At 56.9% G+C, this 26345-nt stretch carries 24 protein-coding genes and 1 riboswitch; of the genes, 10 read left to right on the top strand and 14 right to left on the bottom strand.

What is annotated here, in order from left to right; genetic code table 11:
- Positions 1-29: 29 nt before the first annotated feature.
- Positions 30-1043, bottom strand: a complete 1014-nt coding sequence (locus LJA86_RS13710; RefSeq protein WP_229226312.1) for an alpha/beta hydrolase — start codon at positions 1041-1043, stop codon at positions 30-32.
- 148 nt (positions 1044-1191) lie between these two features.
- Between LJA86_RS13710 and LJA86_RS13705 the strand changes: the two genes are divergently transcribed.
- On the top strand, positions 1192-1614 hold the full coding sequence (locus tag LJA86_RS13705) for a MarR family winged helix-turn-helix transcriptional regulator (protein ID WP_045909991.1): 423 nt from the start codon (positions 1192-1194) through the stop codon (positions 1612-1614).
- Between the two features lie 38 nt (positions 1615-1652).
- Here LJA86_RS13705 and LJA86_RS13700 read toward each other — a convergent pair whose 3' ends face one another.
- Entirely contained in the window at positions 1653-3119 is a 1467-nt protein-coding gene (locus LJA86_RS13700) for an MFS transporter (protein WP_045909990.1), read from the bottom strand.
- Positions 3120-3209: 90 nt separating this feature from the next.
- On the bottom strand, positions 3210-3824 hold the full coding sequence (gene plsY, locus LJA86_RS13695) for a glycerol-3-phosphate 1-O-acyltransferase PlsY (protein ID WP_008502955.1): 615 nt from the start codon (positions 3822-3824) through the stop codon (positions 3210-3212).
- Positions 3825-3931: 107 nt separating this feature from the next.
- On the opposite strand from plsY, the gene folB reads away from it, so the two are divergent.
- Positions 3932-4300, top strand: coding sequence for a bifunctional dihydroneopterin aldolase/7,8-dihydroneopterin epimerase (gene folB / locus LJA86_RS13690; RefSeq protein WP_023309215.1), 369 nt, complete (start codon positions 3932-3934; stop codon positions 4298-4300).
- Positions 4301-4406: 106 nt separating this feature from the next.
- Positions 4407-5228 carry an undecaprenyl-diphosphate phosphatase gene (gene bacA / locus LJA86_RS13685; RefSeq protein WP_023617357.1) on the top strand — a complete coding sequence of 274 codons (822 nt, stop codon included), beginning with the start codon at positions 4407-4409 and terminating at the stop codon, positions 5226-5228.
- Positions 5229-5238: 10 nt separating this feature from the next.
- Here the strand turns inward: bacA and LJA86_RS13680 are convergent, their stop codons facing one another.
- Positions 5239-6480 carry a multifunctional CCA addition/repair protein gene (locus LJA86_RS13680; protein WP_045910159.1) on the bottom strand — a complete coding sequence of 414 codons (1242 nt, stop codon included), beginning with the start codon at positions 6478-6480 and terminating at the stop codon, positions 5239-5241.
- A gap of 60 nt (positions 6481-6540) precedes the next feature.
- Positions 6541-7161 (bottom strand): TIGR04211 family SH3 domain-containing protein, encoded by a 621-nt coding sequence (locus LJA86_RS13675; protein WP_025912514.1) that lies wholly within the window; start codon positions 7159-7161, stop codon positions 6541-6543.
- A gap of 229 nt (positions 7162-7390) precedes the next feature.
- On the opposite strand from LJA86_RS13675, the gene LJA86_RS13670 reads away from it, so the two are divergent.
- The 3 genes from LJA86_RS13670 to hldE are packed head-to-tail and all read left to right on the top strand — an operon-like array spanning position 7391 to position 13040.
- Entirely contained in the window at positions 7391-8692 is a 1302-nt protein-coding gene (locus LJA86_RS13670; RefSeq protein WP_229226311.1) for an inorganic triphosphatase, read from the top strand.
- A gap of 21 nt (positions 8693-8713) precedes the next feature.
- Positions 8714-11569, top strand: coding sequence for a bifunctional [glutamate--ammonia ligase]-adenylyl-L-tyrosine phosphorylase/[glutamate--ammonia-ligase] adenylyltransferase (gene glnE, locus LJA86_RS13665; protein ID WP_229226310.1), 2856 nt, complete (start codon positions 8714-8716; stop codon positions 11567-11569).
- A 40-nt stretch (positions 11570-11609) separates the two neighbouring features.
- Positions 11610-13040 carry a bifunctional D-glycero-beta-D-manno-heptose-7-phosphate kinase/D-glycero-beta-D-manno-heptose 1-phosphate adenylyltransferase HldE gene (hldE, locus tag LJA86_RS13660; protein WP_003862540.1) on the top strand — a complete coding sequence of 477 codons (1431 nt, stop codon included), beginning with the start codon at positions 11610-11612 and terminating at the stop codon, positions 13038-13040.
- Between the two features lie 100 nt (positions 13041-13140).
- On the opposite strand, the gene ubiK is transcribed toward hldE, so the two are convergent.
- A complete protein-coding gene (gene ubiK, locus LJA86_RS13655; protein ID WP_014071796.1) occupies positions 13141-13437 on the bottom strand; it encodes a ubiquinone biosynthesis accessory factor UbiK in 297 nt (98 codons plus the stop codon).
- A gap of 119 nt (positions 13438-13556) precedes the next feature.
- Positions 13557-13707, top strand: a riboswitch (FMN riboswitch).
- A gap of 106 nt (positions 13708-13813) precedes the next feature.
- Here ubiK and ribB point away from each other — a divergent pair.
- Entirely contained in the window at positions 13814-14467 is a 654-nt protein-coding gene (gene ribB / locus LJA86_RS13650; protein ID WP_028017147.1) for a 3,4-dihydroxy-2-butanone-4-phosphate synthase, read from the top strand.
- Between the two features lie 44 nt (positions 14468-14511).
- On the opposite strand, the gene LJA86_RS13645 is transcribed toward ribB, so the two are convergent.
- From LJA86_RS13645 to zupT, 5 genes are all read right to left on the bottom strand, one after another.
- Entirely contained in the window at positions 14512-15573 is a 1062-nt protein-coding gene (locus LJA86_RS13645) for a type 1 fimbrial protein (protein WP_048224920.1), read from the bottom strand.
- Positions 15557-16315 carry a molecular chaperone gene (locus tag LJA86_RS13640; RefSeq protein ID WP_069719954.1) on the bottom strand — a complete coding sequence of 253 codons (759 nt, stop codon included), beginning with the start codon at positions 16313-16315 and terminating at the stop codon, positions 15557-15559. The genes LJA86_RS13645 and LJA86_RS13640 overlap by 17 nt, the downstream gene beginning before the upstream one ends.
- A gap of 9 nt (positions 16316-16324) precedes the next feature.
- A complete protein-coding gene (locus LJA86_RS13635; protein ID WP_420707833.1) occupies positions 16325-18769 on the bottom strand; it encodes a fimbria/pilus outer membrane usher protein in 2445 nt (814 codons plus the stop codon).
- A gap of 74 nt (positions 18770-18843) precedes the next feature.
- Complete coding sequence (locus LJA86_RS13630; protein ID WP_045909983.1) at positions 18844-19404, bottom strand: fimbrial protein; 561 nt, start codon at positions 19402-19404, stop codon at positions 18844-18846.
- Between the two features lie 331 nt (positions 19405-19735).
- Entirely contained in the window at positions 19736-20509 is a 774-nt protein-coding gene (gene zupT, locus LJA86_RS13625; protein ID WP_045909982.1) for a zinc transporter ZupT, read from the bottom strand.
- 196 nt (positions 20510-20705) lie between these two features.
- On the opposite strand from zupT, the gene ygiD reads away from it, so the two are divergent.
- Positions 20706-21494 (top strand): 4,5-DOPA dioxygenase extradiol, encoded by a 789-nt coding sequence (gene ygiD / locus LJA86_RS13620; RefSeq protein ID WP_126534073.1) that lies wholly within the window; start codon positions 20706-20708, stop codon positions 21492-21494.
- A gap of 82 nt (positions 21495-21576) precedes the next feature.
- Here ygiD and LJA86_RS13615 read toward each other — a convergent pair whose 3' ends face one another.
- The 3 genes from LJA86_RS13615 to tolC all read right to left on the bottom strand — a co-directional run bounded on the left by LJA86_RS13615 (position 21577) and on the right by tolC (position 25087).
- Positions 21577-22737 (bottom strand): glutathionylspermidine synthase family protein, encoded by a 1161-nt coding sequence (locus LJA86_RS13615; RefSeq protein WP_048224912.1) that lies wholly within the window; start codon positions 22735-22737, stop codon positions 21577-21579.
- 2 nt (positions 22738-22739) lie between these two features.
- The gene (locus LJA86_RS13610) at positions 22740-23414 is read right to left on the bottom strand and encodes a DUF1190 family protein (RefSeq protein WP_229226309.1); all 675 of its coding nucleotides are present in this window, start codon (positions 23412-23414) and stop codon (positions 22740-22742) included.
- A gap of 194 nt (positions 23415-23608) precedes the next feature.
- A complete protein-coding gene (gene tolC, locus LJA86_RS13605; protein WP_045909979.1) occupies positions 23609-25087 on the bottom strand; it encodes an outer membrane channel protein TolC in 1479 nt (492 codons plus the stop codon).
- A 204-nt stretch (positions 25088-25291) separates the two neighbouring features.
- Here tolC and nudF point away from each other — a divergent pair, with 204 nt between their 5' ends.
- Together nudF and LJA86_RS13595 are read left to right on the top strand one after the other, a co-directional pair.
- Entirely contained in the window at positions 25292-25924 is a 633-nt protein-coding gene (nudF, locus tag LJA86_RS13600; protein WP_024906492.1) for an ADP-ribose diphosphatase, read from the top strand.
- The gene (locus LJA86_RS13595) at positions 25921-26343 is read left to right on the top strand and encodes a DUF1249 family protein (RefSeq protein ID WP_003862516.1); all 423 of its coding nucleotides are present in this window, start codon (positions 25921-25923) and stop codon (positions 26341-26343) included. Before nudF ends, LJA86_RS13595 begins: the two co-directional genes overlap by 4 nt.
- Positions 26344-26345 lie beyond the last annotated feature (2 nt).

Raw genomic sequence — 26345 nt, 5'->3', positions numbered from 1 at the left:
CGTGCTGTCTGACAAACATCGCGATGCCGTTATTTCAGGTGCTCATGCAGCGCTGCGCCAGCCTGCTCCAGGGCAACCTTGACCGTAGGCTCTTCGCTCAGTGGATTGAGCAGGCCATAATCGTGGATCATGCCGTTATAGCGCGTGACGGTCACCGGGACGCCAGCCGCATCCAGCTTACGCCCGAATGCTTCACCTTCATCCCGCAGAACGTCCAGCTCTGCTGTCTGAATCAGCGTCTCCGGGAAGCCTTTCAACTGCGCGGCGCTGGCGCGAAGCGGAGAGGCAAGGATATTCTTGCGATCGGCCGCGTTGGTGGTGTAATTATCCCAGAACCATTTCATCATGTTTTTCGACAGGAAATAGCCGTTCTCGAACTGGTTATACGAGGCAGTATCAAAATTCGCATCGGTCACAGGCCAGAGCATGACGTTGTAGCGAATTTTTGGCCCATTAAATTGTTTTGCCTGCAGCGCCACGGAAGCCACCATATTGCCGCCCACGCTGTTACCGACCAGACCCAGACGGCTACCGTCCACGCCAATTTCCTGACCGTGCTCGGCTACCCATTTTGTCGCTTCAAAGGCCTGATGAATGGCCACCGGGAAATGGGCCTCAGGTGACGGCGTGTAATCAACGTAAACCGCTGCGGCACCTGACGCGCGAACCAGATCTCGGATTAAGCGTTCGTGGGTTGGGAAATCACCCAGCACCCAGCCGCCGCCGTGGAAGAACATAAATGCCGGGAGCGTGCCGGTCGCGGTTTCAGGTTTCACTATTTTCAGTTTGATCGCCTGACCATTTACCTGGATCGTTTTTTCTGAAACCTGAGCGGGTGGCAGTTTTGCGCCTTGCTGCGCACCGATCAGTACCTGGCGGGCCTCCTGCGGGGTCATCTGTTCCATTGGCTTACCCTTGCCCGAATTCAGAACATTAAGAAATGCCTGTACGCCTGCGGTCGGGGTAGGGGTATTGGTGGTGTGAGCGGACGCTGCAGCAGACGCGAACACGGAAGAAACCAGGATGGCGGCTAATGTTTTCATGGTAGTACCTCTTTAAGCGAGTGTTAGACAGTGATGTTATTTAAGTAGTGCGCTATTAAGTTGTTGTTGTAATACTTGCGCGCAAGATACTTTTAGTCAAACTTTATTTATAATTTTTTTATAAAACTGACTAAGGGTTGAAAGAGAAATGAAAGAAAACAAGACGTTAGATGATTTACTTTGCTTCTCACTGTACTCGGTCACCAACGCGTTCGTTCGGCAATATCGTCCCTTATTGCAGGAAATGGATCTTACCTATCCGCAATTTGTTGTTTTGATGGCGCTTTATGAGAAAGACAACATTCCACTTCGCGACCTCAGCGATAAGACGTTTTTTGATTCGGGCACATTGACCCCGCTGGTGCAAAAGCTTGAGGTAAAAGGGTTTCTCAACCGTATCGCGGTTGTGGGTGACGAAAGAATGAAAAATGTCGTTCTGACGGAGAAGGCTAACGCACTGAAAAAGCAGGTGATGGCGCTGCCGGACCAGATACGCTGCAGCATGCGGATGAATGATGAAGAGCTTGAGATGCTGAAAAAACTTTCCCGAACGCTGCTGGATGATTTGTAAGAATCCTTCGGTGGGGTTAACCCACCGAAGCGAGGTCATTATCGGTAATCCTCCGCATCCACATCATACCCCGACGGCTCCCAGCGGATCGCCAGCAGCGAGGCCAGGCCGATAAACGGCGCCAGCGCAATTACCCAGAACACGGCGGTATCCAGCGAGGCGACCAGCAGCGGGAACAGGAACAGCGACAGCGTCGAGCTGCTGCGCATCAGCGTCTGGTTAAGGCCCACGCCAACGCCGCGCAGCGAGGTCGGGTAGCTCAGCGAGGCAAACGTCATGGTATGTGCGCCCGGGCCGAAGCCCTGGCCGAACAGGAAGAGCGCCAGCATCGCCACGGCAAGCACGCCTTCGGTGGCGCCTTCCGGACGACCAATCAGCCCCAGGCCCAGCAGCGCGACCAACTGGCAGGCGTAACCCGCCAGCGACATTCGCCATGCGCCGAAGCGTGGCACGTATCGTACCGCCAGCAGTCCGCCAACGAAGGCAAACAGCAGGTTAAGCGCCAGAGATATCAGGATGGTGGTCAGCATCGACTGGACAAAGAAGCTGGAGATGATCACTGGCAGACCAAACGCCACCGCGTTATAGGCGAACGAGGAGACGACGGACAGCAGCGTGGCGAGCGTGGTGCGCCGCAAGTAGATCCCGCGGAACAGGTTCAGGTAGTTTGACCATTTCGCTTTATTCACGACGGGGGCTGGCTGGCTCAGCGCATCCTGCGGCACGTGGGCATTGATGTTGTATGAGTGGCGTAAAATGGACGCTGCCTCCTTCAGGTTGCCCTGATTTGCCGCCCAGACCGGCGATTCGCTCATATAGCGGCTGCGGATGGCAATAATCACCAGCGCCGGCACGGCACCAAAGCCGAGAATCAAACGCCACAGCCAGTCGCTGTGGCTTTCCGGCAGCACGGCGTAGAAGAAAAGCACCAGCAGGTAGGAGATACTGATGGCGGCATACCAGGTGGGGCACCACATGGCGACGCTGGAGGCCTTATTGCCGGGGCCTTTCAGCCTGGCGAACTCGCTTAGAAACGCCATCGCCACGGGCAGGTCGATCCCAACGCCAAGCCCCATGACAAAGCGGGCACCCGCCAGCACATATTCGTTCGGAGCCAGCGCACAGGCAATAGCCGCTACGACGAAGAACACCATATCAGCCATAAAGACGCGATAGCGCCCGATTTTATCCGTGAGATAACCGCCGAGCAGCGCCCCGACAATGGCGCCAAAGGTAATGGCCGAGGCCACCATGCCGGTACCGGCGGGCGTCAGGTTAAATTCGCGGGTGATGTCTTTAATGCCGAAGGCCAGCGCGCCCAGATCGTAGGCATCGAGGAAAATCCCGCCCAGCGCGATACCGACCACGATACGGGCGTTGGCCCGACCCTGAGAACCGTCATTAACGAGGCGTGAGACATCCGAGGCGCTGCGCACCCACTGGATGTCGCCATCGGGGTGTTTTCCTGCCGTTGAAAGGGGAGTGGTTTCTGTGATTTCTGCCATTTTCTTCTGATGTGGTTGTGTTGTGTCATTAACAGTTACCACAGGCAGAAGGTGACCAAAATCACATTTGGCTATAAGGCATAACTAACCTTACGGGGCGTCTTTTTTCTTCCTCTTGAGCTTCGTCCAGATTTTTGTCTCCTGACGACGCCACAGCCGCTGAATATTATCGTGATGACGCAGCAGGATAAGGCAGGAGAGCATCGACACCGGGAAGGTAAACTGGGGCTTGAACCACCAGACGTAGAACGGCGCGATCAGCGCGCTGACGATGGCGCCCAACGACGAATAGCCGCTCAGCAGAATGGTCAGTAGCCAGGTCCCGGCCATCACGCCGGTTAGGTCCCAGCCGATAGGCGCAATGGCACCAAAGGCGGTCGCCACACCTTTGCCGCCTTTAAAACCGAAGAATACGGGCCAGATGTGGCCGACACAGGCAGCAATCGCAATAAGCCCCAGCCAGAACGGCGTGACGCCCAGCGCATACGCGCCCCAGACGGGCAACATCCCTTTCAGAACATCAAAAATCAAAACCGCTACGGCTGCTCCCTTGCCGCCAATTCGTAGTACGTTGGTCGCTCCCGGATTCCCGGAACCACTTTCACGCGGGTCAGGTAACCCGGCGATGCGGCAGACCAGAATGGCGCTGGAGATTGAGCCGCAAAGATAGGCGAGGAGGATCATTCCAGGCGCGATTGCACTCATAACGCTGTTCCGTTTTGAAAATGTATCTGTATTCTCAGCATCTGTGGATAATACGCATAATTCGCCGGAAGTGGTATCCGGTTTAGCCAAAAAGCAGGCAGGTCGTGATGGATATTGTATTTATAGAGCAACTTTCGGTAATCACCACTATTGGTGTTTACGACTGGGAACAGACCATCGAGCAGAAGCTGGTGTTCGATATCGAAATGGGCTGGGATAACCGCAAGTCGGCAAAAAGTGATGACGTGAATGACTGTCTGAGCTACGCCGATATCAGTGAAACGGTCATCGCCCACGTTGAAGGGCAACGTTTTGCGCTGGTCGAACGGGTGGCGGAAGAAGTCGCAGAACTGCTGCTGAAAAAATTCAACTCACCGTGGGTGCGCATCAAGCTGAGCAAGCCGGGCGCGGTGGCGCGCGCCGCCAACGTTGGCGTCATCATCGAGCGTGGCACAAATCTGAAAGGCAAGATTTAACGTCATAATAGCTAAACCCTTTTAGGTTATATCTGTCTTATAGCTGTATCTTTCACGGTAGCCGTTGGGGCGACCGTTTTTTTTATATTTTTTTAGGGGTTTATAGATGAGCGATATGCACTCGCTGCTGGTGGCGGCAATACTGGGTGTGGTCGAAGGATTGACGGAGTTTTTACCGGTTTCCAGTACCGGCCATATGATTATCGTTGGCCATCTGCTGGGTTTTGAAGGCGATACCGCCAAAACGTTCGAAGTGGTTATCCAGCTGGGTTCGATTCTGGCGGTGGTGGTGATGTTCTGGCGCCGTCTGTTTGGCCTGATCGGTATCCATTTTGGCCGTCCGCCGCAGCACGAAGGGATGAGTAAAGGCCGCCTGTCGCTGATCCATATTCTGCTTGGGATGGTCCCGGCAGTGGTGCTGGGTCTGGTTTTCCACGACGCCATCAAATCGCTGTTTAACCCGATTAACGTGATGTACGCGCTGGTGGTGGGCGGCTTCCTGCTGATCGCCGCGGAAGTGCTGAAGCCAAAAACGCCGCGCGCGGAAGGGCTGGACGATATGACGTATCGTCAGGCGTTTATCATTGGCTGCTTCCAGTGTCTGGCGCTGTGGCCGGGCTTCTCGCGTTCAGGCGCAACCATCTCCGGCGGGATGCTGATGGGCGTAAGCCGTTACGCCGCGTCAGAGTTCTCTTTCCTGCTGGCGGTGCCGATGATGATGGGTGCCACCGCGCTTGACCTCTATAAAAGCATCGGTTTCCTCACCACGGGCGACATTCCCATGTTCGCCGTTGGCTTCATCACCGCGTTTATCGTGGCGCTGATTGCCATCAAAACCTTCCTGCAGCTGATTAAGCGTATCTCGTTCATTCCGTTCGCGATCTATCGCTTCATCGTTGCCGCTGCGGTATACGTGGTCTTCTTCTGACCGATGGCCCTCAGTCTTTTGGCTGAGGGCAATGCTTTTCCTTCCAGTCAGAGACCGCCTGAATTCGCCGTTTCGTGAGTTCTTCGCGAATTTCCGGTCCTTTGAATCCCGCCTCGACGACGTCCTTCGTCGGCACCGCTTTCGCTACCTCCCAGGCTTTACGCAGTAAACGTCCCTGCGGGTAGTCGCACGCTTCAAACCCGGTACGCCCGCGCACGTCAGCTTCGCTGGTCAGCGCGATTTGCTCCACGCGCTGGGGTTTGCGCCAGGCGTCGATGTTATCGAAAAGCTTAACGATGGTGGCCGGTTTCAGGATGGGGAAGGTGTGGATCAGATCGTGGAATTCGGCCACCAGTTTCGCCAGATCGCGGATTTCGTTCGGCACGCGCAGACGCTGGCACAGCCCCTCGACCAGCTTCACCCCGGCCGGACCGTGCCCGTGGTGCCGTGGCCAGAGCTCTTTTGGCGTTAAGCCTTTGCCCAGATCGTGGCACAGGGTGGAAAAACGCACGTCCACGTCAGGGCTGAGCATGGCCGCCATGCTCAGGGTCATCAGCGTGTGCACGCCGGTATCAATTTCCGGGTGCCATTTCGCCGGAGCCGGGACGCCAAACAGCGCGTCTATTTCCGGGAACAGCACCTTCAGCGCGCCACAGTCGCGCAGGACCTGGAAAAAGACCTGCGGGTTACGCGTGGTGAGGGCATTCTCCGTCTCTTTCCAGACGCGCTCTGGCGTCAGGTGTTCAAGCTCGCCCGCCTCGGTCATGGCGGTCATCAGCGCCATTGTCTCATCGGCAATACGGAAGCTGAGATGGGCGTAACGCGCGGCAAAACGCGCCACGCGCAGCACGCGGAGCGGATCTTCAGAAAACGCCGGGGAGACGTGGCGTAAAAGACGGTTGCGCAGATCGTCTTGGCCGCCATAAGCGTCAACAATCTGGCCGTGCTCGTCCTGCGCCAGCGCGTTAATGGTCAGATCGCGACGCAGGAGATCTTCCTCCAGCGTGACGTCAGGCGCGGCATAGCAGGTGAAGCCCGTATAGCCCGAACCTGATTTCCGCTCGGTACGCGCCAGGGCATACTCTTCGCGGCTTTTCGGGTGCAGGAACACGGGAAAATCGCGGCCTACCTGCTGGTAGCCCGCGTCGAGCATCTCTTCCGGGGTGGCGCCCACCACCACCCAGTCTTTATCTTTGACCGGCAGACCTAACAACGCATCGCGAACCGCACCACCGACCAAATAACTCTTCACGCCTGACACTCCCGTTTTCTCTTTTCCAGAATGATACGTAAGTCTGGCAGAGAAGACGAATTAGTTCATCCAGCGATCTTTACGCTTACGGCTTGGGATCAGGTGCGGCAGAACCAGACCCAGCACCAGACCGACGCCCAGCACGCCGCCGCCATACATAAACCACTGCATGATGATGGTGCGCTGTTTGTCATCGAGCTGCAGGTTGGCGGCATTCACTTTCTTCTGCGCGACAATCAGCTCGTTTTTCAGCTTCTGGTTCTCTTCTTTCAGCCCGTTAATCACACCGTCGCTCTGCGCCACTTTCTGCTGCATTTCGGCGGTACGCTGGTTCCAGGTTCCGTCGATGTTGTTCAGCTTGTCGGTCAGGGTTTTCACCTGATTTTCCAGATCCGGCACGCGGGTGCGCAGGCTTGGCACGGTGCTCAGCTCTTTCAGCGGGATCCAGGACGTACGGCCAGAGCTGTCGCGAACCTGACCGTAGTTGGTGTCCGCGTTGGTCTGTAACAGGGTGACTTCCTCGCCGGCATTGACCGTGCCCACGAGGCGATAATTATCTCCGGGGCCACTGCGTACCCAGGTGTTCAGTTCGTCAGAAACGTAACGCTTCTCTTCAGCGTGCACGGCTGTTGCGGCGCTAAAAGCGAGTAAAGTAAGTCCAATCAGGCGTAATTTAAGCATCATTAGTCGTTATTTTCATAAATAGTGGAACGATAGTAGTGGCAACAGTGTCTCTACGCAAAGCATTCGTCAGCAATCAGAATCATCTGTGTCACGACTCTGGACATTTACGCCCGACAAATTGCTCATTGCATGGCAATTTGGCGCAAAATACTATGTACTGACAAACAAATGGCGAGGAAGTTCGCCCTCATTGACGCGTCTGTGACGCCCGCAAAAGTACAAGGCTATGGCTCAGGAAATCGAATTAAAATTTATCGTCGAAAAAGACAGCGTTGACGCACTCCGCCAGCATCTGCATACGCTCTCCGGCGAACACCATGCACCGGTACAACTGCTTAATATCTATTACGAAACGCCGGACAACTGGCTGCGCCGTCACGATATGGGGCTGCGCATCCGTGGCGCGAGCGGGCGCTACGAGATGACGATGAAAATTGCCGGCCGCGTGGTCGGCGGGTTACATCAGCGTCCGGAATACAATATCGACATCAGTCAGCCAGAACTTGAGCTTGAACGCTTCCCGACGGACGTCTGGCCGGAAGGCGAGCTGCCTGCCACGCTGGCAGAGCAGGTGCAGCCGCTGTTCAGCACCGATTTCTGGCGCGAGAAATGGCTGGTGACGGAAGGTAAAAGCCGCATCGAAATCGCTCTCGATCTCGGTGAGGTGAAGGCGGGGGAGTTCCAGGAACCCATTTGTGAACTGGAGCTTGAACTGCTGGAAGGGGACGCGAATGACGTGCTGAAGCTGGCGCGCAGGCTGGTGAGCCAGTCCGGACTGCGTCAGGGAAGCCTGAGTAAAGCCGCACGGGGTTACCATCTGGCGGCCGGAAATGCGCCGCGCGTCCTGAAAGAGACGACCATTTTGCGCGTTGCGCCGAAAGCCAGCGTTGAGCAGGGGCTGGAAGCCGCGCTGGAGCTGGCGCTTTCGCAGTGGCAGTACCACGAAGAGCTGTGGGTGCGAAATGTGAAAAACGCCAAATCCCACGTGCTCGCGGCGATAGCCCTGGTGCGCCATACCCTGGCGCTGTTCGGCGGGATCGTCCCTCGCAAAGCGAGCGCTCACTTACGTGATCTGATGACGCAAACCGAAACGCTGATGCTCTCGGACGTCTCGGCGCAAACGGCGATTTACAGCCCGCAAGCCGCTTCGGCAAAACTGGCGCTGACCGAGTTTCTGGTCACGCGCGGCTGGCGCGCGTTCCTGGATGCGAAAGCCGAGGCCAAAATCGCGGAAAACTTTAAGCGTTTCGCGGACATTCATCTTTCCCGCCATGCCGCTGAACTGAAGAGCACCTTTGCGTATCCGCTCGGCGATAAGTATGGCGATCAGCTTCCCCGTCTTTCGCGCAACATCGACAGCATGCTGCTCCTTTCCGGTGCCTACGACGGGCCACAGGCGCAGGCGTGGCTGGAAAACTGGCAGGGGCTGAAGCATGCCATCGAAACCCGTCAGCATATTGAAATTGAGCATTTCCGTAATGAGGCCATTTCGCAGGAGCCTTACTGGCTGCACAGCGGAAAACGTTAACTCTGGCAAGGAACCCCTAGAATGCCGCTTTCTTCACCGTTACAGCAGCAGTGGCAGACCGTTTGCGAACGTCTGCCTGAGTCATTACCGGCGTCATCGTTAAGCGAGCAGGCGAAAAGCGTACTCGCCTTCAGTGATTTTGTGCAGGAAAGCATCGCCGTCTACCCGGACTGGCTGGCGGAGCTTGAGAACGCACCGCCGCAGGCGGACGAGTGGCGGCACTATGCCGGCTGGCTGCAGGCCGCGCTTGAAGACGTCGCGGATGAGGCGACGCTGATGCGCGTCCTGCGTCAATTCCGCCGTCGTGTGATGGTGCGCATTGCCTGGGCGCAGGCGCTGGAGCGGGTGAGTGAAGAGAGTACGCTGCAGCAGTTAAGCGAGCTGGCGCAGACGTTGATTGTCGCCGCGCGCGACTGGCTCTACGCCGCCTGCTGTAAAGAGTGGGGCACGCCGTGCAGCGAGGAAGGGGTTCCTCAGCCGCTGTTGATTCTGGGGATGGGCAAGCTGGGCGGTTGCGAGCTGAACTTTTCCTCCGATATCGACCTGATTTTCGCCTGGCCTGAGAACGGCTCCACGCGCGGCGGCCGTCGCGAGCTGGACAACGCCCAGTTCTTTACCCGTCTCGGTCAGCGTCTGATTAAGGCGCTGGATCAGCCGACGCAGGATGGTTTTGTCTACCGCGTGGACATGCGCCTGCGTCCGTTCGGCGATAGCGGGCCGCTGGTGTTGAGCTTTGCCGCGCTGGAGGACTACTACCAGGAGCAGGGGCGCGACTGGGAGCGTTATGCGATGGTCAAAGCGCGGATCATGGGCGACAGCGATGACGCCTACGCCAACGAGCTGCGTGCCATGCTGCGCCCGTTCGTGTTCCGTCGCTATATCGACTTCAGCGTCATCCAGTCCCTGCGCAATATGAAAGGGATGATTGCCCGTGAGGTTCGCCGTCGCGGGCTGAAGGACAACATCAAGCTTGGCGCGGGCGGTATTCGCGAAATCGAATTTATCGTCCAGGTCTTCCAGCTGATTCGCGGCGGGCGCGAGCCGTCGCTACAATCCCGCTCGCTGCTCCCGACGCTGAGCGCCATTGAGCAGCTTCACCTGCTGCCGAACGGCGACGCGCAAACCCTGCACGAGGCCTATCTGTTCCTGCGTCGTCTGGAAAACCTGCTGCAAAGCATCAACGACGAACAAACCCAGACCCTGCCGGGGGATGACCTTAACCGGGCGCGTCTGGCCTGGGGGATGCGCGTGGATGACTGGTCAACGCTGACCGAACGGCTCGATGCCCACATGGCAGGCGTGCGCCGCATCTTTAACGAACTGATAGGTGATGATGAAAGTGAATCGCAGGACGATGCGCTTTCCGAGCACTGGCGCGAGCTGTGGCAGGACGCGCTCCAGGAAGATGACACCACGCCGGTGCTGACGCATTTAACCGACGACGCGCGCCATCGCGTGGTGGCGCTGATTGCCGATTTCCGTCTTGAGCTGAACAAGCGCGCCATCGGCCCGCGCGGTCGACAGGTGCTGGATCACCTGATGCCGCACCTGCTGAGCGAGGTCTGCTCGCGGGCGGATGCGCCGGTGCCGCTGTCGCGCATGATGCCGCTGCTGAGCGGGATCATCACGCGTACCACGTACCTTGAACTTTTGAGCGAGTTTCCGGGGGCACTCAAGCACCTGATTACGCTCTGCGCCGCCTCCCCGATGGTGGCCAACAAGCTGGCGCGCTATCCGCTGCTGCTGGATGAACTGCTCGACCCGAATACCCTGTATCAACCCACGGCGACGGATGCCTACCGGGACGAGCTGCGTCAGTATCTGCTGCGCGTGCCGGAAGAGGACGAAGAGCAGCAGCTGGAGGCGCTGCGCCAGTTTAAGCAGGCCCAGATGCTGCGCGTGGCGGCGGCGGACATCGCCGGAACGCTGCCGGTAATGAAAGTGAGCGATCACTTAACCTGGCTCGCGGAGGCGATCATCGACGCGGTCGTGCAGCAGGCGTGGGTGCAGATGGTGGCCCGCTACGGCCAGCCGAAGCACCTTGCTGATCGTGAGGGGCGAGGCTTTGCCGTGGTCGGTTACGGCAAGCTCGGCGGCTGGGAGCTGGGATACAGCTCCGATCTGGATTTAATCTTCCTGCACGACTGCCCGGTTGACGTGATGACCGACGGCGAGCGTGAGATTGACGGGCGTCAGTTCTATCTGCGCCTGGCCCAGCGCATTATGCACCTGTTCAGCACCCGCACCTCGTCGGGCATTTTGTATGAAGTCGATGCGCGCCTGCGTCCGTCCGGCGCGGCGGGCATGCTGGTCACCTCAACGGAATCCTTCGCCGATTACCAGAAGAATGAAGCCTGGACGTGGGAGCATCAGGCGCTGGTGCGCGCCCGCGTGGTGTATGGCGATCCGCAGCTCAAAACGCAGTTCGATGCCATTCGTAAGGATGTCATGACCACCCCGCGCGAGGGCAGTACGCTGCAGACCGAAGTGCGCGAGATGCGCGAGAAAATGCGCGCACACCTGGGTAATAAACACCGCGATCGCTTTGATATCAAAGCCGACGAGGGCGGGATTACCGATATTGAGTTCATTACCCAGTATCTGGTGCTGCTCCACGCGCACGACAAGCCGAAGCTGACCCGCTGGTCCGATAACGTGCGCATTCTGGAACTGCTGGCGCAAAACGACATCATGGACGAGCAGGAGGCGCAGGCCTTAACCCGCGCCTACACGACGCTGCGCGACGAGCTTCACCACCTGGCGCTGCAGGAGCAGCCGGGCCACGTGGCGCTGGACTGTTTTGTCGCAGAACGCGCTCAGGTAACGGCCAGCTGGCAGAAGTGGCTGGTGGAACCGTGCGTAACAAATCAAGTGTGATATTATCGCGCGCAAATTGTGAATCTTTCTGGAGTCAGGAATGAAAGTAACACTGCCAGAGTTTGAACGTGCTGGAGTAATGGTTGTTGGGGATGTGATGCTGGATCGCTACTGGTATGGACCGACCAGCCGCATCTCTCCGGAAGCACCGGTACCGGTGGTTAAGGTAGACACCATTGAAGAGCGTCCCGGCGGCGCGGCAAACGTGGCGATGAACATAGCCTCTCTGGGCGCGCACTCGCGTCTGGTTGGCCTGACCGGTATCGACGATGCGGCGCGCGCGCTGAGCAAGTCGCTGGCGGACGTGAACGTGAAGTGCGACTTCGTTTCGGTTCCGACCCACCCAACCATCACCAAGCTGCGCGTGCTGTCACGCAACCAGCAGCTGATCCGCCTCGACTTTGAAGAAGGGTTCGAAGGCGTTGATCCCGAGCCGCTGCACGAGCGTATTAACCAGGCGCTGGGCAATATCGGCGCGCTGGTGCTGTCCGACTACGCGAAAGGCGCGCTGGCCAGCGTGCAGACGATGATCCAGCTGGCGCGTAAGGCCAGCGTACCGGTGCTGATCGACCCGAAAGGCACCGACTTTGAGCGCTATCGCGGCGCAACCTTGCTGACGCCAAACCTCTCCGAGTTTGAAGCGGTGGCGGGCAAATGCAAAACCGAGGAAGAGCTGGTTGAGCGCGGCATGAAGATCATTGCTGACTTCGAGCTCTCTGCGCTGCTGGTGACCCGCTCCGAGCAGGGGATGACGCTGCTGCAGCCGGGCAAGGCGCCGCTGCATATGCCAACCCAGGCGCAGGAAGTGTACGACGTGACCGGTGCCGGTGATACGGTGATCGGCGTGCTGGCGGCGACGCTGGCCGCGGGTAACTCCCTGGAAGAGGCGTGCTACTTCGCTAACGCCGCGGCGGGTGTGGTCGTCGGTAAACTCGGTACCTCAACCGTGTCCCCAATCGAGCTGGAAAACGCGGTGCGCGGCCGTGCTGACACCGGTTTCGGTGTGATGACCGAAGACGAGCTTAAAGTGGCTGTCGCCGCCGCGCGCAAGCGCGGTGAGAAAGTGGTAATGACCAACGGTGTGTTCGACATTCTGCACGCGGGCCATGTCTCCTATCTGGCGAATGCGCGCAAGCTGGGCGATCGTCTGATTGTGGCAGTGAATAGCGATGCGTCGACCAAACGTCTGAAGGGGGAAACGCGTCCGGTGAACCCGCTGGAGCAGCGTATGATCGTGCTCGGCGCGCTGGAAGCCGTAGACTGGGTGGTGTCGTTTGAAGAAGACACGCCGCAGCGCCTGATTGCCGGTATTCTGCCGGACCTGCTGGTGAAAGGCGGGGATTACAAGCCGGAGCAAATCGCGGGCAGCGAAGAGGTCTGGGCCAACGGCGGTGAGGTGATGGTGCTCAACTTTGAGGACGGGTGTTCCACCACCAACATCATCAAGAAGATCCAGAAAGACAGTCAGTAAAAAAAACGGGCCAGTCGGCCCGTTTTTTATGTCGGGTGGCGGCTGCGCCTTACCCGACCTACGCGTTCATGTAGCCGCCACCGGGCACAACAGGCCGCACTTACTCCTGGTCGTCCACCGGTGGAATAGCCGGTGCCGGCTTCACTTCTTCCGGCGCATTGCGGTTTTCCAGCTCGGTCAGACGCTGTTCCAGCAGTGCCAGCTTCTCGCGGGTGCGCAGCAGAACCTGGGTCTGCACGTCAAACTCTTCGCGGCTGACTAGATCAAGGCGAACCAACTGCGCCTGCAGCGTCTGGCGGATTTTCTTCTCAACGTCATCACCAAATTCACGAATGCCTTTCGGCATGGATTCATGAACCTGACGCGCAATTTGCTCAATTTTCTTCGGGTCAATCATTGTCGTTTCCCTTGATGGAAAGGTGTCAGTGTCCATTGTAGCGCGTCATGCCCGGGGTAAACAAAATTGTTTGATGCTTATGCATTGCCCAGGATAATCAATAGCGTTATAGTTATCTCGCTTATTCTCAGGGCGGGGCGAAATTCCCCACCGGCGGTAAATCAGCTTAATGTTGAAAGCCCGCGAGCGCTTTGGGTGAATTCTCAAAGGTCAGCAGATCCGGTGTAATTCCGGGGCCGACGGTTAGAGTCCGGATGGGAGAGAGTAACGATCCAGTCGGGCATGGGCCCGCTCACGTTATCTTTTTGCCGCTTATACGGCGCTCCTAAGACTGCCCTGATTCTGGTAACCATAATGTTAATGAGGTTTTTTTACCATGAATCAGACGCTACTTTCCTCTTTTGGCACTTCAACTCAACGTGTTGAACATGCACTGGATGCACTGCGCGAAGGCCGCGGTGTGATGGTGCTTGACGATGAAAACCGTGAAAACGAAGGCGACATGATTTTCGCCGCCGAAAACATGACCGTTGAACAGATGGCGCTGACCATCCGTCACGGCAGCGGCATCGTATGCCTGTGTATTACTGAAGATCGTCGTAAGCAGCTCGAGCTGCCGATGATGGTCGAAAACAACACCAGCGCCTTTGGTACCGGATTTACCGTGACCATTGAAGCGGCGCATGGCGTGACCACTGGTGTGTCTGCGGCTGACCGTCTGACCACCGTACGTGCCGCCATTGCTGATGATGCGAAGCCCTCCGATCTGCATCGTCCAGGCCACGTCTTCCCACTGCGCGCGCAGGCTGGCGGCGTCCTGACCCGCGGCGGCCACACCGAAGCGACCATCGATCTGGTGACGCTGGCGGGCTTCAAACCTGCGGGCGTGCTGTGTGAACTGACCAACGATGACGGCACCATGGCGCGCGCGCCGGAGTGCATCACCTTTGCGCGTCTGCACAACATGCCGGTGGTCACGATTGAAGATCTGGTCGAGTACCGCCAGGCGCACGAGCGCAAAGCCAGCTGAAACTGCTGATGTGAAAAAGCCGGGGAAACCCGGCTTTTTTACGTTTAGTGGTAGTTAATTTTGAACAGCACCACGGTTTCAAACGGTCCGGACTGGATCGCCTTTCCCGGCACCGGCGTCAGCTCAGCGGTATAGGTCTGTTCGTACTGCAACGTACTGCCGGTAAAATCGGCATACTCTTCGTATCGGTTAAAGGTGTAGGGCTGTGTTCCGTTCAGGATGCGTAACTTCAGGCCGTTACCGATGAGCAGGGCGGTATCTTCTTCGCTCAGCGTCTCGTTCGTATAGAACGACGAATCCATTTTAAACCCATCGGAACACTCGGCGTCCTGTATCTTGGTCGTTCTGACCGAGAACGTGCGCGTTCGCTTTCCCTGATTCATTATGTCGCGAGCGCTGAACGTACCAAAATCAATCTCCTGATTTTCCGGATAGATGCTGAAGGTCGCCCCGCAGTCCAGCACGGTGATATTGTTCAGGCCATTAATATGATACTTCAGGTTTTTCGCGTCGGACATCTGGTTGACGCCGCCCTTGCCGTCGAACTGCACCACGATATAGTCCCCGAGCGTGCTGACGTAGCCGTGCGGCGGCATGACCTTGATTCTGACGTACAGACGAAAGCGCACGATGAACGTGCGTGAGGTGTGAATGTCGTTCGCATTGCCGGAACAGATGCGGTTCTCCCAGCCCATTTGCTGGATTTGGGCGGGGGTATAGATAGTGATCTGTTTGTTATCAAGGCACTGGGAGGTATCAACCCCGTTGGGTTGCCCCGTCGCATCGTAGTCAATCCCTTCATAGGTTACGCCGAGCTCGTAGTAGGGATCGGACGCCGACGGGTAGGGGTTAACCCAGGCGTAGATGTCCTCTTTTTCAAAATTACTGGTGGTGTTGTGGTCGCAGGTCACAGGGACTTTGATATCGTCAGATTCCCATATCTTTTCCCCCACCTGCGCGTTGCTGGGAATGGCAAAAGGGGAGATCGTTTTTGTCTCCTCGACGGGCCCGCCGGAAACGCCGAGATAGCAGTCAAGCGCCAGCGCCTCTCTGACGGGCAGAAGGGCGAACAGCAGCAAAAACAGACAATTAACGAGCTTGCGCATTGTTTTGACCCTTCCGCTCGCTGAGCTGACATGGCGCCTTACCCGCACAGGTAACGTCCACTTTTTTCAGCGCGCCGTAATCATCAATGTAACCCACGCTGTAGTAGCTGCCGTGGTAGTCGCCGGTAGAGGTGGACGCTGTGGCAAACGGAGCAATCATCAGGCTGTCGAAGCCCGGCAGCTGGGTTTTCGCATTTTTACTCAGCCACGCGAGGGTGATGTAATAGGGCGTGGGGTTATGCACGCTGAGCCCCGTTGCGGTGGCGGTAATTTCCATGCGCATTTCGCTTTGATCACCCGGCTTTTTGGTGATGGCTTTTGGCCGCCAGAACAGCTTAATGCGGCTCTGCATGGCCACCTGCATAACGCTGCGCGCCTCGCTGGCGCCGCTTTTGGGCGGAACTTCGCGCAGGTTGAAGTAAAACAGCGACTCTCTGTCCTTCGGCAACTGCCCAACCGCCGCCTGCTTCACAATCCTGACCTGCGATGACGCGCCCGCTTCAATACGCTGAATGGGCGGCAGCGCCATGAAGTGGCTGTCCTCTTTGCGCCCGTTTTCGTCTTCAATCCAGGAAAGCGCCAGGTAGGGTAAGGTTTTGCTCTGGTTATCGACTTTCAGGCTGCTTGCCTTGTCCCCTTCGGGAAAAACGATCCGCGTGCGGTCCAGGTTAATGGCGGCATGCGCGTTCAATGCGGTGCCGAGCAACATCAGGCTCAGGGCCTTGAGTGGGGTGAGTTTCATCATGGTTTCTTACTGGCAAGGCAGCATGAGCTGCATACTGTTTTCAAGGTGAGAAGGTAACGAGAAGCGACACTGATGGTTGTCTCCCCACGTGACCAGGAACTGTTGCTCAGGCTGGACGGCGCCCAGCCAGACGCGGCCCTCCTCGGCGACCATGCCGACCTGCAGGCCGTTATCCTGCAGGCGGACCAGGGCGCCGAGCGGCGGTGTCCCGGAAGGCGTTCGCAAAATGCCGGCAATATCGTTACCGGCTCGGGTCGCGATTTGTCGATAGCCGATGGCGCCTTCTGTCCAGGTGGAAGTGACCACCCGCGTATCGACGTCAACGCCGTCAGGCAAATTGTTCATGTTGACCCGCACGCTGGCCGGGGTATAGCTGGAAAACGACGGCAGAACGCCGATACCCGACGCGTTGGTTTCGTCATGCGATACGTTCAGCGGGATATGGCCCACGCCGTCAGTGCTGACCATGACGCGTGGCTCATTGCCGTAGCTGCGACGGTGCAGGGCAAACCCTTTCGCCGTCCCGGTAAACGATCCGTTCCAGCTGGCGCTCATTGAGTTGTACTCATTCGCCTTATAGCTGCCCGAGACGTTGAGATCTCCCAGCGAAGAATAGTGCTGATAGTTTCCGCTAACCTGTGCGCCCGCATCGGCTTTTTCGCTCTCGGTGCCAGCAGAGACGCCCCAGGTATTGTTCCGGTCAGAGGTATCGTACCAGGAGACGCTCTGGCTCAGGCTGTCGCCGTTGCGCAGGTCGTAGTTCAGGCGATGGTCAGGATCGAGCGGCACGCTCAGCGAGAGATAAAACTGGTTATCGTCCTCTTCATCATCTTCGTAATGGGTTCTGCTCAGCGACAGGGTCAGACCAAGGTTTTTCCAGCGGCCAAGGTCGAAGTTATAGCCTGCGGTGACGCTGCCGGTCGTGGAAGGCGAGTCGTCCCACCAGGTTTGGCGCAGCATGCTCAGATAAAGGTTTAGCGAGAGGGCCGATATGTACTGACTGGCGGTGACGCTGAGGGTCTGTTTTTCCGTCTGGCTGTCGCTGTTGTCGTTATCCAGATAGCGCGCATAGCTCAGGAACTGACGGTCCGAGTAGCGGTAGCTCGCCAGCGTAAGCTGGCTACCGGTAGTGTCGAATCGTTTACTGTAGTTAAAACGGTAGCTGTAGCCCGTCTGTGGATCCGCGCCCGGCAGCTGGCTGGTGGCCCGGGTGATATCAAACGAGAGCGCGCCCAGATACGCCATGTTTTGTCCCAGCCCGGCGGCCAGGGCGCGGTAGTGGTCACCATCGGCCAGCGTTCCGCCATAGAGCGAGGTTTGCGACAGCATGCCCCAGGAAAACTCGCCGCTCATGAAGGTGCTGTCCTCAACGTCATGCGATGCGTCCTTTCGCGGCTTGCCTGCCGCCAGCTTGTAGCGAACCTGGCCCTGACGCGTCAGGAAGGGAACGGATTCGGCGGAGACCTGGAACGTACTCACCCGGCCATCTTCTTCCGTCACCTTCACGTCGAGCGTGCCCTGCACCGACTGGTTGAGATCCTGAATGATGAACGGGCCCGGCGGTACTTTTGTTTGATAGATGACCCTGTCGGCGAGGCTTACGGTGACCGTCGCGTTGGTTTGGGCAATACCGGAGATTTGTGGCGCATAGCCGCGCAGTGACCACGGCAGCATGCGCTCATCGCTGATAAGCGACGCGCCGGTGTAGGTGAAGGCGTCGAAAATCGACGACTGGAAATCCGTCTCGCCGAGCGTCAGCTTTGCGCCCATGGTGGGGAGGGGGCGGAACATATAAACGCGCGAGAAGCGCCCGTTATGCTCTGAACCGCCGTCCGCGTGCGTCTGGTTGTATTGATAATCGCTGCGCAGCCGCCAGGCGCCGACGTTCGCGCCCGCCGTGCCGTAAGTGTTGGCATTATCTGAACTGCTGCCGCTGTTGGGCTGGTAGTGGCTGGCAAAAAGATTGTAGTCCAGCAGGACGCCCGCCACGCCGTTATCCCAGGTTGACGGGGGCATCCAGTCGGCAGAGCGGTACTGCAGCCACGCCTGGGGAATGGACACGTTTAGCGTCTGGCTTGCTTGTTCAAAGGTAAAATGAATGTCCGGCAGCGGGGCGAAGTCTATACAGCCCTCTTTTTCAGTGAGCGATTCCCGTATTTTATCCTGCAGGCCGAACGTGTCGGCCAGTTCGGCGGGGATACAGACCAGAACTGCATCATTCACTTTTTTCCACGTTAACTGCCAGCCGTTTGCTAAGGGGGTGTCATTAATTGAAACCGTAACAAAATAACGACCGGGGACGACGGAGGCGCGATCTTTAAACTGTGTTAAATCGACGCTGTTGCGCTGATCTTTATCGATGGCATTAATATTAAATTCGGTACCAGAGGCGACTTTCGTCATTAACAGGGCGGTAATGATGATTATGCATTTTGATTTATGTTTCATCATCCTGTTGCTCAAGGTAAATATAAAATGCCGACTGGCATAACGAGCCAGTCGGTAGATAACGAGGTAAATTCGAATTATTTATATGCCAGCACATAGTTTGCGGTGGCTTCAACCTGACCCGGCGTTGCCGTTTTGCCGCTCAGCACTTCCATCTGCGCCTTAAAGTGCAGCGTCTGGGTGGCGGAGCCTGCCAGCAGGGTAACTTCACTGGCGCTACCCAGGGTGATGTTCGCTTCCGCATTATCCAGCAGACGGACGCCCACGTTCTGCGCACCGCTGGCATACGTGTTGGTCATCAGGCTGGTATCCGTTGTATCTGTGGCGGAGCTGGTGAACGTGACGTCAACTTTGGTGATTGGGGTATCGGTTTCATCGCCTGGATCGTCCAGCTGGCAGTTTTCCAGGTTGATATCTACCGCAACGGGTGACGATTTTTTATTGGCATTAATTACGGCAGTCGTAATTTCACCCAGATCGACTTCTTTATCAACGCTATCAGGAGCAATGCTGCACGGCGCATCAATCACCACCCCTTTGAATTTGATCTTGCCTGAGCCTTGTTCTGCAGCCAATGCCGATCCAGAAATAAGCGTGGCCATTGCCACGGCTAAAAGCGCTTTTTTTCCTGTAAACATGAAAATATCCTTTTTCAGTTGAATTCATATCCTGAATATTAATCAGAATATTGCCAGGAAAGTATATCGATCTTCGGCGGGGCAATGCGATTAATCACGCTTAAAAATCATTGTAGATATAATTAAAATATAAATACGGCTTATTGTAAGTGGATGAATTTCAAGAAGTGTAAATTATAATGCCGGATGCATTGTTTAGTGTTATTACGCACAGTAATGTTCAATAAAAAACTTGATTTTTTTATAAGGAAGGAGGCGGGGCGTATATTGCGTAAAAAGTTATTCCTTTTACAAATAATAGGCGCCTCCGTTTCAGGAGGCGCCCGTCACGTCAGCCAATGCCTGCGGCCTGAAGTAAGACCAGACTTAGCCCCATCACCGACATCCCGCACAGGACGCCATAGCTTGGGTTGTTGTTTGGATCGATCTCTTTCGCCAGCGGCATCAGCTCGTCTACCGACAGCGCAACCATAATCCCCGCAACCGCGGCCATAATGGCAGCCATGACGACCGGCGAAACCAGGCTACCGAGGATGAGCCAGGCCAGCACGCCGCCAAGAATTTCCGCCATGCCGGAGATCCCGGCCCAGAAGATTGCCGTGCGCTTTGAGCCCGTAGCGGCATAGACCGGACCGGCCACCGCGAGTCCTTCAGGAATATTGTGCAACGCCACCGCCAGGGCGATGCCGAGGCCCATTTCCAGGTTGCTGCTGGCGGTGACATACGTCGCCACGCCTTCCGGGAAGTTGTGCAGGCTTATGCCGAGCGTCAGCAAAATGGCGGTGCGCTTAATGTTGCGCGGCGCGGGCGCTACGTTTTTTTGCATTAAGTCCTGAGGGTGCGCGTGGGGCAACATGCGGTCGAGCGCGAAGTATCCCAGCAGGCCAACGACAAACATGCCGTAGCCCAGCAGCGGAGACATGCCTTCCGTGCCCAGCGCCGCAGGGAGCATCTCCATCAGGGAGATGAGCAGCATGATCCCGGCAGCAAAGCCCAGCGAGAAGGCCAGCACGCGGTTTGATGGCTTTTGACCAAGCACGCCGAGGATCGCGCCGATGAACGTCGCGGCGCCCGCCAGTATGGTCAGGATCAGAGGGACTGACATGCATTGCTCCTTATGATAATGATTCTCATTAATATAAATGATTCATTTCTGGCAAAGCGAGGGGCCAACCCCGGCTTTACACATTCCTTACATTCAAATTTCCTGATGATGATCTTCACGCTTATCTGCGTTCATCTTTGCCGGATTGCGCGTAATGTAGCACCATTAAATTGACACCTTCTGTAAGGATATCATCATGACTTCTTCCCGTATGCCAGCCCTGTTTTTAGGCCACGGCAGCCCAATGAACGTTCTGGAAGACAACGTCTATACCCGCGCATGGCGTAGCCTGGGCGAGACGCTGCCGCGTCCAAAAGCGATTGTGGTGGTATCCGCGCACTGGTTCACCCGCGGCACGGGCGTGACCGCCATGGAGGCGCCAAAGACCATTCATGATTTTGGCGGTTTCCCGCAGGCGCTGTATGACACGCACTATCCGGCCCCCGGCTCGCCTGAGCTGGCACAAAGACTGGTGGAACTGCTGGCGCCTGTTCCGGTTACGCTGGATAAAGAAGCCTGGGGTTTTGACCACGGCTCGTGGGGCGTGTTGATTAAAATGTATCCTGATGCGGATATCCCGATGGTGCAGCTGAGCATCGACAGCACCAAACCGGCCGCCTGGCATCTGGAGATGGGCCGTAAGCTGGCAACGCTTCGTGATGAAGGCATCATGCTGGTGGCAAGCGGCAACGTGGTGCACAACCTGCGTACGGCGCGCTGGCACGGTGAGAATACGCCTTACCCGTGGGCGACCGCTTTTAACGACTACGTTAAAGCGAACCTGACCTGGCAGGGTCCGGCTGAGGCACATCCGCTGGTTAACTATCTGGATCATGAGGGCGGTTCGCTCTCTAACCCGACGCCGGAGCATTTCCTGCCGCTGCTGTACGTGCTTGGCGCGTGGGATGGTCAGGAGCCGGTGACGATCCCGGTCGACGGGATTGAGATGGGAAGCCTGAGTATGCTGTCGGTGCAGGTGGGGTGAAAATATGCCGGGTGGCGGCTTCGCCTTACCCGGCCTACAGGTCGAGCGTAGGCCCGGTAAGCGCAGCGCCACCCGGCAGATCTTACTCCACAAAAATATGCGGATAGAACCGTGACAGATCCTGCGTGATCAGCGCGCGATCTTCGCGAATGCCAATTCCGGCAGGCAGATCGTTGATCAGCCAGCTGCCAATCAGCGTATAGCTGTCGCCAAACTTCGGCAGTGGATAGAACGCCTGGACGATCATCCCTTCTTCGCCGTACGGCCCTTCAACCGCTTCCAGCGTTTTACCGTTTTCGATAATCGACACGTTCGCGCCTTCGCGGGAGAAGATCGGCTTAACGACGTATTTCTCCATCTGCGGGTAATTATCTTCCGCAAAGTACGCAGGCAGCAGGTTCGGGTGATTCGGGAACATCTCCCATAGCATCGGCAGCAGGGCCTTGTTGGAGATAATGCTCTTCCAGGCCGGTTCCAGCCAGCGCACGCCCGCGTCTTCCAGCTTGGTGGAAAACATCTCGCGCAGCATGTACTCCCACGGGTAGAGCTTGAACAGGTTGCTGATCACCTGATCCTGCATGTCCGTGAACTGACCTTTTTCACCCAGGCCGATATCCTCGATATAGAGGAACTCGGTCGCGACCTCCGCTTCGGCGGCGCAATCCTGCAGATACTGAACCGTGCCACGGTCTTCTTCCGTGTCGCGGCAGCAGGCGAGATGCAGCAGGTTAAAGCCAAACTGCTCGCGCAGCTCGGCGAAGCGCTCGATCAGCTTCTCCTGCAGGCTGTTGAACTGGTCGCTGCCTTCCGGCAGGTTGCCAGCATTGGCCTGGTCTTCCAGCCAGATCCACTGGAAGAACGCCGCCTCGTACAGGGACGTTGGGGTATCGGCGTTGTTTTCCAGCAGCTTAGGCTCGCCTTTGCCGTCCCACGCCAGATCCAGGCGAGAGTAAAGCGAAGGTTGATTCGTTTTCCACGACTGGCGGACAAAGCTCCAGGTGTGCTTTGGAATGCGGAACTTGGCCATCAGCTCGTCGCTGTCGATGACCTTTTCCACGACCTTTAGGCACATCTGGTGCAGCTCGGCCGTTACCTCTTCCAGCTTCTCAACCTGGGCCAGCGTGAGCTTGTAGTAAGCGTCTTCACACCAGTACGGCTCGCCGTACATGGTGTGGAAGTTAAAGCCGTACTCGGTGGCTTTTTCGCGCCAGTCCGGACGCTCGGTAATACTGACTCGTTCCATGATCAGCCGCCCATTGAGCGAGTAGAAGAGGTGCCTGTCGCGCTGCGCTGCATGCTGGTCTGTTTCGCCACAGACTCACCGAACCCGCCGCGGGTGATGGTGCTGGTGGTCGCAGGCTTCGGCGCCATCGCCGTTTTCGGTACCGTCACGGTGCGGCCAGGGGTGGCTGCGCCGTAGCCTTTGCCGCTGGCATCGGTATATTGACCGTAAGCCGGGCTGGCCGGGTTTTTCGAGCTAAACAGCGGCTGCTGCTGGTAGCCTGCACCGCCGCCCATCAGACGACCCATCATGTAACCGGCCATCAGCGGCATCCAGAAGCTGCCGCTGGACTGCGCCTGCGCCTGCGCCTGATTTTCTGGCGCAGTGCCGGCCTGAGCCGGTGCCTGCTGGCATTGACCTTCGCCAAACTCCGCTACGCAGTCTTCGCGTGAGGCATATTTCGGCGCGGTGCGTTCCGCTTCTTTCAGCGCGCTGGTGTAGGCCGTTTTACATTCGGCCGCTTTACCGGTGGCGGCGGAGCAGTCGTCCGCGTTTTGATACAGCGAAACCGTTTCATCGTTTTTTTCACAGCCTGCCAGCATAAAAACAGCGGTAACCGCCAGCGCAACAGGAGTGAGGTGACGTGCGTTCCAGCTCTTGCGGAACGACGCGTGATTGATCGTTTTTGTCCGTTTCATATTTGTCTTCCAGGACCCAGTGGTAATAACGCTCAGGATAGAGGATGAGTGGTTGAAAATGAAGCGAAGAGGGGCGGAATCAGGGGGATCTTTACGTTGGCTTACGTTCGGATGTGATTTTGCGCCGGGTGGCGCTGCGCTTACCCGGCCTACGATTCAGTAGGCCCGATAAGCGAAGCGCCATCGGGCAATGCTTAGTTACGGAACGGATTATTGCTCTTGCTGGCAGGCGCGGTAGTGCGCGCGGCAGCAGGCTGTGCAGCAGGGGTCGTGCCGTTAGCGTTGAAGTTATCAACCGCGGCAACCTGCTCCGGGTTCTCCGGCGCAACGCTGTCAGGAGAGGTAGAGACCGGTTTGCCCAATGCGCTGTTCAGCATCTGCAGGTCTTGCTCGTTCAGCGTGCCCAGAGCCTGCTTAATGTTCAGCTGGTTAATCAGGTACTGATAACGCGCGCTGGAGAGCTGCTGTTTCGCGTTGTACAGCGTGGTGGTCGCGTCGAGCACGTCAACGATAGTACGTGTACCGACCGAGTAACCGGCTTCCATCGCGTCCAGGGAGCTTTGTGCAGACACAACGGCCTGTTTATAGGCGTTGATGCTGCTGATTGAGGCGTTCACGTTGTTGAAGGATGAACGTACGGTCTGCACCACGTTGCGGTGGGCGCTTTCCAGCTGCTCGCTCGCGCCAACAAAGTTGTACTGCGCCTGTTTCACCTGGGAGTTGACCTGACCGCCCTGATACAGCGGCAGGGAGAAGCTCAGGCCCACCTTATTCTGACCCATATTGCTGTCGTCATACTGGGCAGAGTTGGTTTTAGAGCCGCTGTAGGTGGTGTCAGAGATGCCGGTAGAGGCGCTCAGGCTCAGGGTTGGCAGATGGCCGTCCTGCGCCTGACGAATTTGCTCGCGGGCCAGGTCCTGGCTCAGACGCGCCTGCAGCAACGTCAGGTTGCGGTTTTCCGCCTCTTTCAGCAGGGCGTTAACGGCCTGCGGCTTATCCGTTTTGAAGCTGTCGACGTTCAGGGAGGCCAGCTCAGGATAGTAATTCCCGGTAACCTGACGCAGGGATTCCAGCGCGTTGTCGAGGTTGTTACGCGCGGTCACTTCGTTGGCCAGCACGGTGTCGTACTGTGAACGGGCGTTCTGCACATCGGTGATCGCCACCAGACCCACGTTGAAGCGCTGGGTGGTTTGATCTAACTGGCGGTAAATGGCCTGTTTCTGCGCTTCGGTGTAGGAGAGCGCGTCAATGGCGCTCAGCACGTTGAAGTACGCCGTGGCCGTGTTCAGGATCAGCGTCTGCTGGTCGGTCTGATAGGTCACATCCTGGATGCCTGCGCTTTTTTCCTGCAGGGTCAGGGCACGCCATTTGGACATATCAAACAGCGTCTGTGTTAATTGCAGTGAGGCGCTGGTAGCATTGGAGTTTACGCCGTTAGCGTCGCGGAAACCGTTGCTGTAGGTATAATCTGCACCTAACCCTAACTGTGGCAGCAAGGGGCTACGCGCTTCGTTAATCTTTTCAAACGCAGCATCACGATCGGCCGCTGATTTACGTAAATCAGGGTTGCCCAGACGTGCCTGCTGGTAGACCTGTAACAGGTTTTCCGCCTGGCTCATTGCACTGAAGCCCGTCAGGCTCAGGCCGATAAGGATGGGGAGCAATTTCTTCATTTGCATTCCTTGTTGTGAAGCAGTATTAGCGCTGATCTAATTAAAAAATAATTGCCGATTCTAACAGAATCATCCACACCAAAAGGTTGGCGTTACGTGCCATCTGGCGGTAATTTGCACCAATCTACCATATAGCCTTACAAACGGCAGCCAAACAGCCTTGAAATTCACAATTTCATCACCATTGCTACCAGGACTCGACTCATGCAAAAACCAGATAAGTTGCCCGTGACTTTCGCCAAAAACGATGTAGAAATTATTGCACGAGAAACGCTTTATAGCGGTTTTTTTTCAATGGATCTTTACCGTTTCAGGCATCGCCTGTTTAACGGGGAAATGAGCGGCGAAATCAGACGCGAAATTTTTGAGCGCGGGCATGCGGCAGTCTTGCTACCCTTTGACCCAGTGCGCGACGAAGTTGTGCTGGTGGAGCAGATCCGCATCGCCGCTTATGACGTCAGTGAGAGCCCGTGGCTGCTGGAGATGGTGGCCGGGATGATCGAAGAAGGCGAGTCGGTTGAGGACGTCGCCCGGCGCGAGGCGCTGGAAGAGGCGGGGCTGGTGGTCGGCCGCACAAAACCGGTGCTGAGCTATCTGGCAAGCCCGGGAGGCACCAGCGAACGCTTATCCATAATGGTGGGCGAAGTGGACGCCACGACCGCAGAAGGCATTCACGGTCTGGCTGATGAAAACGAAGATATTCGGGTTCATGTGGTAAGCCGGGAACAGGCTTACCAGTGGGTAGAAGAGGGGAAAATCGACAACGCAGCGTCTGTCATCGCCCTGCAATGGCTGCAGCTGCATTATCAGACATTACGAAACGAGTGGAAAAAATGAAGCGCTATACGCCTGACTTCCCAGAAATGATGCGCCTGTGCGAAACCAATTTCGCACAATTGCGCCGCCTGTTGCCGAGAAACGACGCACCCGGCGAAACGGTAAGCTATCAGGTGAGCAACGCGCAGTATCGATTAACGATAACAGAATCAACGCGCTACACTACGCTGGTGGAGATTGAGCAAACGGCTCCCAGCATTAGCTACTGGAGCCTGCCGTCGATGACGGTACGCCTCTATCACGACGCGATGGTCGCTGAAGTGTGTTCAAGCCAGCAGATCTTTCGCTTCAAGGCGCGGTATGATTACCCGAATAAAAAGTTGCATCAACGCGACGAAAAGCATCAAATTAACCAGTTTTTAGCCGACTGGCTAAGATATTGTTTAGCACATGGAGCAATGGCGATTCCGGTTTGTTAGCG

Source organism: Enterobacter sp. TCD1-1, assembly GCF_020567405.1.
GTDB classification, from domain to species: Bacteria; Pseudomonadota; Gammaproteobacteria; order Enterobacterales; family Enterobacteriaceae; genus Enterobacter; species Enterobacter quasiroggenkampii.
Note: the sequence above shows the minus strand (reverse complement) of the source record. Positions and strands in the feature narration are given on the sequence as shown.

Excerpts from the sequence above, each read along its gene's own strand:
- LJA86_RS13710 (WP_229226312.1), bottom strand. The coding sequence starts at position 1,043 with ATGAAAACATTAGCCGCCATCCTGGTTTCTTCCGTGTTCGCGTCTGCT.
- LJA86_RS13705 (WP_045909991.1), top strand. The coding sequence starts at position 1,192 with ATGAAAGAAAACAAGACGTTAGATGATTTACTTTGCTTCTCACTGTAC.
- LJA86_RS13700 (WP_045909990.1), bottom strand. The coding sequence starts at position 3,119 with ATGGCAGAAATCACAGAAACCACTCCCCTTTCAACGGCAGGAAAACAC.
- plsY (WP_008502955.1), bottom strand. The coding sequence starts at position 3,824 with ATGAGTGCAATCGCGCCTGGAATGATCCTCCTCGCCTATCTTTGCGGC.
- folB (WP_023309215.1), top strand. The coding sequence starts at position 3,932 with ATGGATATTGTATTTATAGAGCAACTTTCGGTAATCACCACTATTGGT.
- bacA (WP_023617357.1), top strand. The coding sequence starts at position 4,407 with ATGAGCGATATGCACTCGCTGCTGGTGGCGGCAATACTGGGTGTGGTC.
- LJA86_RS13675 (WP_025912514.1), bottom strand. The coding sequence starts at position 7,161 with ATGCTTAAATTACGCCTGATTGGACTTACTTTACTCGCTTTTAGCGCC.
- LJA86_RS13670 (WP_229226311.1), top strand. The coding sequence starts at position 7,391 with ATGGCTCAGGAAATCGAATTAAAATTTATCGTCGAAAAAGACAGCGTT.
- glnE (WP_229226310.1), top strand. The coding sequence starts at position 8,714 with ATGCCGCTTTCTTCACCGTTACAGCAGCAGTGGCAGACCGTTTGCGAA.
- hldE (WP_003862540.1), top strand. The coding sequence starts at position 11,610 with ATGAAAGTAACACTGCCAGAGTTTGAACGTGCTGGAGTAATGGTTGTT.
- ubiK (WP_014071796.1), bottom strand. The coding sequence starts at position 13,437 with ATGATTGACCCGAAGAAAATTGAGCAAATTGCGCGTCAGGTTCATGAA.
- ribB (WP_028017147.1), top strand. The coding sequence starts at position 13,814 with ATGAATCAGACGCTACTTTCCTCTTTTGGCACTTCAACTCAACGTGTT.
- LJA86_RS13645 (WP_048224920.1), bottom strand. The coding sequence starts at position 15,573 with ATGCGCAAGCTCGTTAATTGTCTGTTTTTGCTGCTGTTCGCCCTTCTG.
- LJA86_RS13640 (WP_069719954.1), bottom strand. The coding sequence starts at position 16,315 with ATGAAACTCACCCCACTCAAGGCCCTGAGCCTGATGTTGCTCGGCACC.
- LJA86_RS13635 (WP_420707833.1), bottom strand. The coding sequence starts at position 18,769 with ATGATGAAACATAAATCAAAATGCATAATCATCATTACCGCCCTGTTA.
- LJA86_RS13630 (WP_045909983.1), bottom strand. The coding sequence starts at position 19,404 with ATGTTTACAGGAAAAAAAGCGCTTTTAGCCGTGGCAATGGCCACGCTT.
- zupT (WP_045909982.1), bottom strand. The coding sequence starts at position 20,509 with ATGTCAGTCCCTCTGATCCTGACCATACTGGCGGGCGCCGCGACGTTC.
- ygiD (WP_126534073.1), top strand. The coding sequence starts at position 20,706 with ATGACTTCTTCCCGTATGCCAGCCCTGTTTTTAGGCCACGGCAGCCCA.
- LJA86_RS13615 (WP_048224912.1), bottom strand. The coding sequence starts at position 22,737 with ATGGAACGAGTCAGTATTACCGAGCGTCCGGACTGGCGCGAAAAAGCC.
- LJA86_RS13610 (WP_229226309.1), bottom strand. The coding sequence starts at position 23,414 with ATGAAACGGACAAAAACGATCAATCACGCGTCGTTCCGCAAGAGCTGG.
- tolC (WP_045909979.1), bottom strand. The coding sequence starts at position 25,087 with ATGAAGAAATTGCTCCCCATCCTTATCGGCCTGAGCCTGACGGGCTTC.
- nudF (WP_024906492.1), top strand. The coding sequence starts at position 25,292 with ATGCAAAAACCAGATAAGTTGCCCGTGACTTTCGCCAAAAACGATGTA.
- LJA86_RS13595 (WP_003862516.1), top strand. The coding sequence starts at position 25,921 with ATGAAGCGCTATACGCCTGACTTCCCAGAAATGATGCGCCTGTGCGAA.